General features: G+C 52.3%; 8 protein-coding genes. 5 read left to right on the top strand and 3 right to left on the bottom strand.

All coding sequences use genetic code 11. The features are described from left to right. Positions 1-274: 274 nt before the first annotated feature. Entirely contained in the window at positions 275-832 is a 558-nt protein-coding gene (locus tag D5085_14955) for a response regulator (GenBank protein QEP45181.1), read from the top strand. Between the two features lie 43 nt (positions 833-875). Here D5085_14955 and D5085_14960 read toward each other — a convergent pair whose 3' ends face one another. Continuing rightward, positions 876-2,120, bottom strand: a complete 1,245-nt coding sequence (locus D5085_14960; GenBank protein ID QEP44309.1) for a hypothetical protein — start codon at positions 2,118-2,120, stop codon at positions 876-878. 251 nt (positions 2,121-2,371) lie between these two features. Here D5085_14960 and D5085_14965 point away from each other — a divergent pair, with 251 nt between their 5' ends. Next, a complete protein-coding gene (locus tag D5085_14965; protein ID QEP44310.1) occupies positions 2,372-3,178 on the top strand; it encodes a sensor histidine kinase in 807 nt (268 codons plus the stop codon). A gap of 77 nt (positions 3,179-3,255) precedes the next feature. Here the strand turns inward: D5085_14965 and D5085_14970 are convergent, their stop codons facing one another. After that, positions 3,256-3,531, bottom strand: a complete 276-nt coding sequence (locus D5085_14970) for an RNA-binding protein (protein QEP44311.1) — start codon at positions 3,529-3,531, stop codon at positions 3,256-3,258. A gap of 246 nt (positions 3,532-3,777) precedes the next feature. On the opposite strand from D5085_14970, the gene D5085_14975 reads away from it, so the two are divergent. Further along, a complete protein-coding gene (locus tag D5085_14975) occupies positions 3,778-5,046 on the top strand; it encodes an efflux RND transporter periplasmic adaptor subunit (protein ID QEP44312.1) in 1,269 nt (422 codons plus the stop codon). Then, positions 5,043-8,132, top strand: a complete 3,090-nt coding sequence (locus tag D5085_14980) for a multidrug efflux RND transporter permease subunit (GenBank protein ID QEP44313.1) — start codon at positions 5,043-5,045, stop codon at positions 8,130-8,132. Before D5085_14975 ends, D5085_14980 begins: the two co-directional genes overlap by 4 nt. A 14-nt stretch (positions 8,133-8,146) precedes the next feature. On the opposite strand, the gene D5085_14985 is transcribed toward D5085_14980, so the two are convergent. After that, positions 8,147-9,340 carry a sigma-54-dependent Fis family transcriptional regulator gene (locus tag D5085_14985; GenBank protein ID QEP45182.1) on the bottom strand — a complete coding sequence of 398 codons (1,194 nt, stop codon included), beginning with the start codon at positions 9,338-9,340 and terminating at the stop codon, positions 8,147-8,149. Positions 9,341-9,801: 461 nt separating this feature from the next. Here D5085_14985 and D5085_14990 point away from each other — a divergent pair, with 461 nt between their 5' ends. Continuing rightward, on the top strand, positions 9,802-12,729 hold the full coding sequence (locus tag D5085_14990) for a hypothetical protein (protein QEP44314.1): 2,928 nt from the start codon (positions 9,802-9,804) through the stop codon (positions 12,727-12,729). Positions 12,730-12,731 lie beyond the last annotated feature (2 nt).

Raw genomic sequence — 12,731 nt, forward strand, 5'->3', positions numbered from 1 at the left:
TAAGAGCGGTGATATTGAAGGGGGGCTGTTGCGCTCATTTATGGTAGTCGGAGCTAAGAAAGAGCTGCGGCTGACCATTCGTAATGTGCTACACCAATTAGGAGCCACTTCGATTGATTTTTATACCAATTTTAGTGAGGCGGTATCGAAATTAAAACGACTCTCCTACGACTTTATTCTTAGCGACTGGTATCTAGGTGATTCGGGTGAGACGGGGTTAGATCTGCTGCGTTTTAGTAAGGTATCGTCTCTAATCACCCATCCTAATCGCCACATGATCGATAAAACAGAATCAGATAGCGCTAAGGAGAGGGAGAAGAGCCAGCGTCTCCAACAAAAATCGACTATTTTAGTGGTTGATGATGTGGCGGAAAATTTACAGATATTTTCCGGTATGTTGCGTGATCACTATCAGGTCAAGGCGGCGCTGTCGGGGGAGAAGGCGCTACAGGTGGTGGCGAATCATCCCGATATTGATCTCATTTTGCTCGATATTATGATGCCAAACATGGATGGCATGGAGGTCTGTCGGCGGCTGAAAGCGGGTGAGCGGTATAGCGAAATCCCGATCATCTTCTTAACCGCCAAAAATGAGGTGGAGGATGTGACCGCCGGCCTGCATGCCGGAGCGGTGGATTATATCACTAAACCGGTGAATCCGGCTATTTTGCAAGCGCGAGTCAGCAATTCAGAGTCACCGCCAAACCAGCATCACTACATAGCCTTGCTTTCTTGGCGACAATACCCCCCCTCTTCTCAACATTTCCTTGTTGAAAAGTCAACTATTTCAAATTGTACAGCGGTGTTGAGTGAGCTTGTCTCCAGTGTGTAATGAGGGTTATCCCGAATTTCGGAGCGGGGATCTCCATCGTCTTTTAATTGATGAGTCGAATCTGGCAGGGGCGCCCGGTGAGTTGGGCTAATTTCGTTACCGACAGTTTTCGTTCAGTCATAACGGCAATCATCTTTCCCCAGATGCGCTTTAAGGTCATCTTCCCCTGCATAACACTTTGAAATGTCTTGCTAAATACCAGTAACTGATTGATGATGTGAGCTATTTGCAAGCACTGGTAGTAATTCTTGGTCGCCAGATAACTCACCCGTGAAAATTTGTGCTCTAATGCATATCCATGATTTTTTTGGGTATTAAAGCCTTCGTTCTCTATTTTCCAGCGTAAGCGTCCGGTACGGCTCAATTCCGGTGCCGTATTCCAGTTGATGGGATAGGAGCTAATGTGAACGAACCGATTTTCAATTATCTGCCCCTCTTTGTCGGTGGTTGTCTCTATGCATTCCAGCCAGTGTAGTTTCACGCCATGATAGTCAATATCGTTAATCCATGTATAGTTTTGCTCAATGACATTATCCTGTTGCCGTAGAATGATTTTTCGTTGATTGCCGGATGTTAACTGGCACAAGGATTTAACCTCTTCCCAAACAGATGGCAGATTGCCATCCTTGAAGGTGACTATCCAGCCCCAACCATACTCTGAGCAAATTTCGAAGAATCCCTGATAAGGATAGAGTCCATCGGCAACCAGACAGATGGGTAGACGCGGAAACGCCGATTTCAACTTTTTTGCTAGGCGTTTGAATGCCTTACGCTCACAATCCTGTTTGTCATAGTTGCCCTCTTCGGGGTTTTCCAGCCACTCTGTGGCAATGGAGATGGCGAAGCCGTTAGCGGTAATCAGTTTGGCCTCTAAAACCATGTTATGCCAGCTACTTTTACCGCTGCTGTAGTCTTTGTGCAGCGCCTGTTCATGGGGACACTCTGTAAAACTATGAATCCCGCTCGCATCCACCGCAATGACAAACCATTCACCAAACAGCCGTTGATTGTGGAATATCTTCTTTTTCAACAGCGCCCTAACCATGGATTGAGTCAGTTTTTGCAGTTGATCCTCCGTGAGTTGTCGCATGACATTATCGACGGTATCCATATGAGGTAGCGGCATTTTGAACAACCGCTGGTAGTTTTTGCGAAAGCGTTTCTCTTCGCGCAGATTATTCATTTCATTACGAGAACCGGCTTTAAAGAGAAACATGGCAATGCAGGCCGTAATAAGAGCCGCCAAATCATAATTAGTAGATGTCCGGCACTCATCCAGCTCTCTCATCTGCTCAAAGAGAGCAGGAAAGAAGTGTGTGATGGTCAGGTGGAGTTGATAGACGACATCTTTGCGCTGTAATTTACGTTTATTCCGATTCTTTTTTTAGACCGGACGGATTGGTTCGAAGCTGATTTTCGTGCAGTTGACATGCGGTTACCTCTCAAAATTGGAGATATATGGGCTATTTTTGCTGGAAAAAATAATTTTTTTGCCAATGTAAGTTTATGAAGTTAGTCGGTTATGGAGCTGCCCCTGAATTGCTGGCGCGAGTCAAGACTCATGTGGCGTTAGGGCTCTCTAGGCGAGAGCTGCACAATACGATTGACACCTTGGTTGAGAATGTCCAGCTCAATGAAGAGTTAGAGCAGATAAAAAATACGAATCTAAAGCGTCCCCTCGCTAGTGTGCTACAGCTAGCTGAGTCGCTGCAGAGTAATCCGGCAGTCGGTTTTGAGCCGAAAGAGAGTATCGGTCTCATTCACAACGCCGCCTACGAGATGCTAGGGCTAATTAACCAATCGCAGGATCTGCTGCTGATTGAGCGGGGAGAGTATCAGTTTCAACCAGAGCAGATCAGTTTAACCGAAATTACCTTTAAGGCGGTCTTTCAGGTAAGGCGCACTTTACAGCGTGAACAGGGGGGAGAGCAGGCTAAAGTCGAGTTTCAGGCTCCCGATGAGCGCATTATGGGGTGGGGGGAGTCGCTGCTCTGTTACTCGATGATAGAGAATCTGCTGTGGAATGGCCTAGTGTTAAGTGGTAGCTCGAACCAAGTGAAGGTGGAGATCGCTAAGAGCGAAGAGAGCAAGATCGTGTTGAATGTCTCGTTCCCTGCCCAGCTATCGGATAGAGAGCAGCAGGCGCTATTTGAGAGATCGGCAGGTGCGATGAGTCTCGGTATCGGGCGTCGTGGCGGGGCCTATATCGCCTGTAAGATGGCGCAGCTACACCAAGGGGAGCTCACCTTCAGTCAAGAGGGGGGGAGTGGGCGATTTGAGTTGGCGTTGCCGCAAGATCGCTCTACTGACATGCGTATGTCGTTAGACCGTTCCGTCGGCAATTGATCGTTATCATCGTAGAGGGCAGGCCCCTGTGCCTGCCCTCTTTAATTTTAGCTGCTTAAAACAGTTTCGGTGGAGTTTTAGAAACGGCGGCGCTGCTGCTGCGGCTTAGAGCCTTTAGGCAGTGCTTGGTTAACTTTGATAGCGCGACCACTAATCTGCTTGCCATTTAGGGCTTTAATAGCACCATCGGCTTCAGAGTTATTGGGCATCTCAATAAAACCAAATCCTTTGGAGCGGCCGGTTTGTCTATCCATGATAACCGTCGCACTGGCGACCTCACCAAATTCGGTAAACATATCCTGAAGCTCTTCATCAGAGATACTGTACGCCAGATTGCCTATGTAAATATTCATGTATGCATTTTCCTAAATAAAAGATCGTGACCTGATAAAACTAACGCGCACACGCAAAAATCCAGAGTCACAAATTTGTTGCGGGTGATTAGCCGGACATGGCCAATAGGGGTGATTCGCTACCGAAGCGGTGACAGAATCGAAACTGGAGAGGGTGGGTCTCATCTATCCTCTTAAATCAATGAAGGTGGCCTAAACATTAGTGATTCGGGCTCAATGGCGATACAATAGCACTTTCGAGCTGCAATGCAAACGGTTTTACCAACATATATTTTTTTAGGGGTCACAACGGTGGTGTCATCTTCAGTCAGAATTACGCTTATCGGGGTTATTGCTCTCCTCTGGGGGTGTCAACAGGGGGCGCAACCTGAGGCGGTTGATGGGGCCGCGCCGCCACCGGTGGCCGTCACGCTGCTACAGGTTAAGGCCGACGATATCGATGTTGAGTATGAGTTTGTCGGCCAAGTCGATGCGTCGCTTGAGGTGGAGGTTCGCAGTCGGGTCGCGGCGGTGGTTGAGCAGATTCACTTTAGCGAAGGGGGGAGGGTGGAGGCCGGAGAGCTGCTATTTACCCTCGATGATGCGCCGTTTCAGGCCGCCCTTGAGCAGACGCTAGCTGCCCTAGAGAGCGCAAAAGCCCAAAAATTATCGGCTCAAGCGCAGCTAAATAAGGCTAGGCGCGATCTGAATCGGGTCGCTCCGCTCACCTCACAGCAGGTGTTGAGTCAAAATCAGCAAGATGATGCCACCTCGGCGGTCGAAATGGCTACCGCGCAGCTAGCGGTAGCCGAAGCGGCGATTAAACAGGCGGAGGCTAATTTGCAAACGGCGCGAATCAATCTCGACTATACCCGCATCAAAGCGCCGGTCAGTGGCACCATTGGCCGTCTGCAGCAGGATAGAGGGACGCTAGTCCAAGCGGGTGGAGCGACACTGCTAGTGACGATAGCTCAAATCGATCCGATCCATATCAATTTTGGTATTCCAGAAAATAGCTGGGTAACGCTACAGCAGCAGCTACAGAGCGGCGAGCTACAGCTACACACTGAGGGCTTCTCGGTGCGGGTAAAGGGGGAGGAGAGCCTCGCTACTAGCGGTAAGCTCGATTTTCAGGACTATAAGATCGACGCGAAAAGCGGTAACTTCGCGATGCGGGCGACACTGCCTAACTCCACCTATCAGCTCTTTCCGGGGCAGTTTGTGCGGGTTGTGTTGCAGGGGGGATATCGTGGCGCCGCGCTGGCGGTGCCACAACGAGCGGTACTCGATGGCCCGGGGGGGAAATATCTCTATCTGGCCGTCTCAGGTGAGGGGGGTGGCCTTATCGCCGAACAGCGACCGATTACCCTAGGAGAGTGGGTCGATGCCGACCAGGGGGGGGAGAACTACTGGATAGTCACCTCAGGCTTAGCACCGGGGGATCGAGTCGTGGTGGATGGCGTGGCGCGAATCTTCTATCCGGGGGCACCTCTGGCGGCTACCGCTGAACTTCATGAGGGTGGGGCGAAGTTATGATCGCCCGTTTTTTTATCGATCGCCCCACCTTTGCCTTTGTGCTCTCGATTTTTATTATGCTAGCAGGGTTAGCGGCGCTTAAAGTATTGCCGATTGCGCAATATCCCGAGATCGCCCCGCCGGTGGTGCAGGTGACGGCGATCTATCCTGGTGCCTCAGCCGACGTGGTCGAACAGAGTGTCGCCGCGCCGCTAGAGAGTGCGATTAACGGCGTTGAGGGGATGATCTATATCGCCTCGACCTCTACCTCTAATGGGACGGTGACGATTTCGGTGACCTTTGATATAGGTACCGATATCGATAAGGCAGCGCAAAGTGTCAATAATCGGGTTAAGCAGGTTGAGGCGCGACTGCCGCCGGAGGTGCGCCGCCAAGGGGTGGTCGTGGAGAAGGGGAGCTCCTCCTTTTTGCAGGTGGTCGCCTTCTACTCCGATAATGGGCGCTATGATGACATCTATGTCTCTAACTATGTCAAATTGACCCTTCTTGATGCGCTCAAGCGGATCCCGGGCACCACTAATGTGCAGATATTTGGTGCGAAAGATTATGCGATGCGGGTCTGGATTCAGCCCGATCGCATGACCCGCTACGGCATAACGGTAGAGGATATTGCCGCCGCAATCAATGAGCAAAACGCCCAATTTGCCGCCGGTCGTATCGGTGAGAATCCGATTCGAGACGATCAGCAGCTAGTTTACAGTCTGACCACGGCAGGACGGATAAGCAGCGTGGCCGAATTTGAAGAGATCATTCTACGCACCAATCCCGATGGCAGCAGCCTACGGCTAAAGCAGGTGGCTCGCATTGAGCTTGGTTCAAAGGACTATAACTTTAACGGCCAGTATAACGGCAACTCAGCTGCGCTCGTCGGTATCTTTTTGCAACCGGGGGCCAACGCCCTAGCCGTTGCCGATGAGGTTAAACAGACCCTTAAGCAGTTAGCCGCGAGCTTTCCCCCCGAACTTCGTTACGCTATCGCTTACGATACTACCCGTTTTGTCGAGGTCTCGATTCGGGAGGTGGTGAAAACTTTGGCCGAAGCGATGTTACTGGTCTTTTTGGTGGTCTATCTCTTTTTGCAGAACTGGCGGGCGACCATTATTCCAACGCTAGCGGTACCGGTATCGCTGCTAGGCACCTTTGCCGGTTTGGTGGCGCTAGGCTACTCAATTAACACCTTAACGCTGTTCGGTATGGTGCTCTCTATTGGCATAGTGGTCGATGATGCGATTGTGGTGCTGGAGAATATTGAGCGCATTATGCACGAAGAGGGCAAAGCGCCCCATGAGGCGGCGGTTCAGGCGATGGAGGAGGTGAGCGGGCCGATTATCGCCATCGTGCTGGTGCTGGTGGCGGTCTTTGTGCCCATCGCCTTTTTGGGCGGGTTAGCCGGGGAGCTCTATCGTCAGTTCGCCGTGACAATTGCCATTTCGGTCTCTCTCTCCGGTGTCGTCGCACTGACGCTCACCCCCTCTCTTTGTGTCTATATTCTGCGCCATGAGCATAAAGAGAACCATCTGCTGTTTCGGCTCTTTAACCGCCTCTTTGCGTTAGCTACCCGTGGCTATCTCGCTGGGGTGAGCTTTATGCTCAAGCGGGTTATAGTGGCGCTGCTGCTGTTTGGAGCGATGGTGGGACTCACCGCCCATCTGTGGATCACGACCCCTAGCTCACTGGTGCCGGAGGAGGATCAGGGGTTCTATATCGCCGCTGTCTATCTGCCCGACGGCGCGTCGCTCGCCCGTACCGATGAGGTAGTGAAAGAGGTGATTGCCGCTGTTCAGTCCAACCCTAATAACCAAGATGTGGTCTCCTTTGCCGGATTCGACTTTCTGGGGGGGGGCTATAAAAACAGCGCCGCAACGCTGTTTGTGACCCAAAAGCACTGGGATGAGCGCGATGTTTCGACGCAGTCGCTGGTGGGCGATCTGTTCATGAAGAGCGCCCACATTAATGAAGCACTGGTGCTGGCCTTTAATCCGCCGGCGATTTTTGGTCTCGGCAGTACCGGCGGGTTTGAGCTCTATATCCAAAATCGGGGCGAGAGCGATCCGGCCGCGCTGGCCGAAGCGATGCGGGCATTTCAGGGCGCGGCACAGCAAGATCCGCGTCTTGGGCGGGTCAACTCGCTTTGGCGTCCGGCCACACCGCAGCTCTTTGTTGAGGTCAATCGTGAGCGGGCGAAAGCGCTCGGGATCGACATAAATAGCGCCTTTAACGCCCTCGCGGCCTCTCTTGGTAGCTACTATGTCAACGACTTTAACCGCTTTGGCCGCGCCTGGCAGGTGATGATTGCTGCCGATAGTGACTATCGCGATAGACCGGCCGATATTGGCCATATCCATCTGCGTAGCCGCGAGGGAACGATGGTGCCGCTGTCGGCCTTTGCGACTATCCGTTATAGCGCCGGCCCCGATACGCTAGAGCGGTTTAATAACCTACCGGCAGTCAAGCTGTTTGGTGAGGCGGCTAGTGGCATCAGCTCCGGTCAAGCACTGGCGGCGGTGGGTGAGGTGGCCGCTAGTGCGCTCCCCCCCGGATTTACTATCGACTGGAGTGGTGCCTCCTATCAGGAGAGCCGCAGCGAAAACAGCTCACTACTAGCGTTAGGGATGGCGGTGGTGATGGTGTTTCTGATTTTAGCAGCGCTTTACGAACGCTGGTCGCTACCGCTGTCGGTGCTGCTAGCGCTGCCGTTTGGCACCTTTGGGGCGCTAGCTGCGGTCTGGTTACGAGACTATAGTAACGATGTCTATTTTCAAATTGGCCTGGTCACGCTGCTGGGGTTGGCGGCTAAAAATGCGATTTTGATTGTGGAGTATGCGCTGTTAAAATATCAGCAGGGGTGGCAGAGCATCGCGGCGGCGAAAGAGGCGGCTCGATTGCGCTTTCGGCCGGTGATTATGACCTCGCTGGCCTTTATCCTCGGGGTGTTGCCGTTGGCTATCTCAACCGGTGCTGGCGCTGGAGCACGACAGTCGGTCGGTACCGGGGTGATGGGGGGGATGCTGGCCGCGACCTTTTTAGCGCTCTTTTTTGTACCACTCTTTTTTAAGCTGTTAGTGGGACGGGGCGATCGCCCCTAACCGAGCCACCTCACCTAAGCGGTATGAATATCGTATTTGCGCAGCTTTTCCACTAGGGTCGTTCGTCGTAGCTGTAATAGCTGTGCCGCTTGACTCACTACCTGCTGACTACGCTCCATCGCCTGTAGAATGAGCGACTTTTCGATGTAGGCTAGATGCTCTTTCAGATTCAGCCCCTCCTCCGGCAGATGGGTTGCCGATTGCAGTTCGCGACTCTGTTCAAGCGACTCACCCTCATCGGCCTCAGCCTCTAGCGCCGAGGGGGAGGGGAGGGGGGGCTGGTCGCTTAAATCGATCTCTTCGGCTTGATATTTGGGGGGGAGATCGCCGTAATCGACAATGCCGTTAGGGTAGATAATGGTTAAGCGCTCAATCAGATTGGCCAGTTCGCGCACATTGCCAGGCCAAGGGTAGTGCTGTAGCGAGAGCAGCGCCGGCTCGGTTAACTTAATCCCCTCTCGCCCCTCCTGCTCTAGGCGGCTGATTAACTCATGCGCGAGTAGGGGAATATCTTCAACCCGCTCCCTCAGTGCGGGGATCTCGATAGGAAAGACATTGAGCCGAAAGAAGAGATCTTCACGAAAGGTGCCATCACGAATATTCTGCTCTAAGTTACGATGGGTCGCCGCCACGACCCGTACATTGGCCTGAAGGGTCTTGCTGCTACCGACCCGCTCAAAAGTGCGCTCTTGGAGTACCCGCAGCAGCTTAACCTGCATCGGTAGCGGCATATCGCCAATTTCGTCCAAAAATAGCGTGCCGCCGTGGGCTATCTCAAACCGCCCCTGTCGAGAGGTGAGCGCTCCGGTAAAGGCCCCCTTTTCGTGGCCAAACAGTTCGCTCTCTAATAGCTCCCCCGGAATAGCGCCGCAGTTAACCGGCACAAAGGGGGCATCCTGACGCGAAGAGAGGTAGTGCAGACTGCTAGCGACAACCTCTTTGCCTGTCCCCGACTCACCGAGAATCAGCACATTCGCTTCAGTATCGGCGACCTGTTCGATGAGGCGGCGCACAAGTGACATAGCGCGACTAGAGCCGATTAATATCTGCCGTAAGAGAGGATTAGACTCCTGTTTCTCCGTCCCGCAGAAGAGTTCAGCACGGTGCAGCGCGACAATGAGCCGACTTAGACCAAACGGGTAGTGGACTTCGACTAGCGGCTTAAAATGGCTGAGTGATTGGCTCTGCTCCTCAACAATCGCGATCATCGGGCTCTGATTAAACCGACTAGCGACAGCCGCTTCAAAGGTGGTTAGCTGTGTCACTAACAGCGGTTGCTGCACAAATAGCACTACCGGCTCGTGGTTCGGTAGCGTTAGCGCTAGTTCGTAGCCACAGAGTACTGCCTCGTAGCCTAAAATGCGTAATAGCTGCTGTAACGACAGCGTAATCTCTTCCGATTCACCTACAATTAAAATATTCACGCTGGCTCCCCGACCTGCCCTGACCTATTTATTTGACCGACCGCAACCATGTCAAATTTTTGGCAGTATATTGTGCGAAACAGGCGCTCAGGGCAAGGTTTTTTTGTGCCTTCTTCGACAAGGGGCTTGTTTGTTGCCAATGAGTGTGTGTAAGATCGCGGTCTTTATGCTGGCTGTCAGGTCGTTCCCCCATCATCGGAATCGGTTTGGATAGATTGCCCCCTAGACAACAACAGGAGTGGTTGATGAGTCGTCGGATTGGTCTTATCTTAATTTTGCTGTTCATCTTGGCGGTCGGGATTGTCGGCTCCATGGCGACCTATTTTGCGTGGTTTGATATAGAGGATGAATCGAATGCGATTCATGTCGGCCTAGTCCTTCCCGGTGGCGAAAACGGCCCCTATACCGAGACGGTCAGGCAGGGGGCACAGCTCTTTCTGGATGAGGTTAATAACGATAAATTTTTTAAATCGCGGCGAGCTAAGCTGCTCATCGCCGATAGCGACAGCGCTAGCGTGGCGCAGCTACTACAACAGCCTGAGTTGTTAGCGATACTTGGCCACCGCGCCACTGAGGATGTGAACGGCGTGGCCGATCGCTACCGCGAAGAGTCGCTTGCGGTGATCTCCCCTTTTGCCCTCTCCCACGATCTGCTGCAGCAGCACGATTGGCTCTACAGTACGGCGATTAACCCTCTACAACAGGTCGGTTTTTTGGCCAACTACACCCGCAATGTTCTTGGACATAAGGTAGTGACCACCATTTTGCCCGATACCGCCATCGGTAGGGAGCTAGCGGCGCGATTTGAGGCGATCTATAACCGCTTCGGCACCAAAATTCACTACCAGTTCAGTTATGCGGCCGATGGGGGGAGTGAGGGTCGTCAGGCTGCGCTCGATCAGCTCATTGCCGACATTAAAGATAAGCGCGATTTGGGGATGATCTTTTTGGCGACCCCGGTCGCTGATGCAGCCTACTTTACCGTTCGGGCACGAGATGCCGGTATCAAAAATCTGCTAGTCGGTACCGACATGCTCGCCTCTAGCCGCTTCACACGGCGCATTCACGAGGTTGCTAATACCCGCCATATTGAGCGCTACACCAACGGTATCTTTATGACCACCCCGATGCTGTTTGATACCTCTGATGCCTTGGCGCAGCAGTTTAAAAACCGCTATCAGGATAGCTACGGCACCGAACCGGACTGGCTCGCCTTTAGCGGCTACCTAGCGATACGCTATATCGCTAGTGCAGTTGATAGGACGGCTGTCGATGCGATGGCACCGGTCAATGAGATTCGCAGTCACCTAGCCGCGACACTGCGGTCGATGCGGCTAGATGATAGCAGTGGCACCGGCACCCCCTACTTTAGCGCCATGGGCGAGACGCTCAACCCTATCCAAATCGGTCTATTTGATGGCAATACCATTATTGCCGCCCCCACACAACTACAGCCGATTAAGCGTGACAGCGAAGTGAACTACTTTGAGGAGCTCAAACAGGGTAAGATGCTCTATGTCAATGATCGCTTTATGTATAAAACCAATGTCATCTATAGCGGCATTGAGCTCGATACCCTACTCTCTCTCGATAAGGCGAACCAGAGTACCGAATTGGAGTTTTCGATCTGGTTTCGCTATCGGGGTAACTTTGATCCGGCCAATATCGAGTTTCTGAACGCGGTTGAGCCGATCGAGTTAGGCCAAGCGGTGGAGGAGATTACCAATAAAGATATCACCTTCAAACGCTATCGAGTGAAGGCTAAGTTTTTTAACAACTTTCTGAAAACCAAGCTAAAGTATGGCTCTAATCTGCTGGGGTTATCGTTTCGCCACCGCGATCTTGATCGCAATAATGTCATCTATGTTGTCGATACCCTAGGCTTAGGCTTTCTGAAGGGGACAAATTTGCGTACTCAACTGCTTAGCAGTCAGGCAATTAGTCCAGCCTACGATCTACGACTAGAGCGGGCGTGGATATCACAGTCGATCTATCAAAGCCCCAGTTTTGGCAGTCCGACCTATGTCGGTTACGGCACTAGAGATCCCGAATTTTCCCGTATCGACTTTGCGATGGTGGTTAAACCGGATAAGTTCGATGCTCGCGACCTCTTTACTGCCCAACTTATGATCTATATCGGCATCTTCGGGCTGGTCGGCTCGCTGGTCGCTTGGCAGATCGATCATCTCTTGAAGGGGCCCTTTTGGCTCGCCTCCTCGTGGTTTATTCGACTGATATTTTGGCCGCTATTTATCGTCTCGGCTGGCAATTCGGCTATCTATGTGGCTATCGATTACGATCTGCCGACCCGCTATATCGATCTCATTGCCCAACTCTATGCCGCCTCGTGGTGGCTGCTCTATGCGGTGCTCATTAATATCGCGATGGAGCGCTTTGTATGGCTGCCGTTAGAGGGTAAATCGGGCCGTAAGATCCCCAATGTGGTACGGCTCTTTAGCAAGGGGCTAGTGCTGATATTTGCGACATTGGGTATGGTAGCGTTTGTCTTTAACCAGCCGCTGACCAGTCTGCTCGCAACTGGCGGGGTGTTTGCGATGATTATCGGTCTCGCGCTACAGGGGAACTTGGCCAACATCTTCTCGGGCCTCGTGCTCAATCTGGAACGGCCATTCTCCATTGGCGATTTTATTAAGCTCGATGAGATCGATGCGGTGGAGGTTATCGATATGACTTGGCGCTCGATTCGGCTCAAAAATCCGGCCAATAACATTATCAGCGTCCCCAATGGTAAGGTGGCCGATGCCACGATTGTCAACTACTCGGCCGACTTCACTCGGGTAGAGCTGTGGGTGCATGTCTCGCCAAAATATTCGCCGGAGCTGATTATTCGCCTACTAAAAGAGGCGATGGAGCAGATAGAGGGCATCCACGATGTTAAACCGACCCACCAGACCTTTCGGGGCATTAAGCCGGTCTTTGATAAGTGGGTCGCCGAATATGCCGCCTTCTTTTTTATTCCCGACTATGGTAACCAGCTTGGATTTAAAATTAAGGTCTGGAATGCGATTTGGCGCCACCTCTACGCCTCTGGAGTGACTTTCGATCCGACCGATGATAGCCATGGCGGACGGCTGTTGGAGCCGGAGTTTGATCCGTCGGTTTACGATCCAACCGAGGGCAAAACGATGACTGGCGACTTTTCCGAAGAGTAGAG

This window comes from Ectothiorhodospiraceae bacterium BW-2 (genome assembly GCA_008375315.1).
GTDB lineage: Bacteria > Pseudomonadota > Gammaproteobacteria > Thiohalomonadales > Thiohalomonadaceae > BW-2.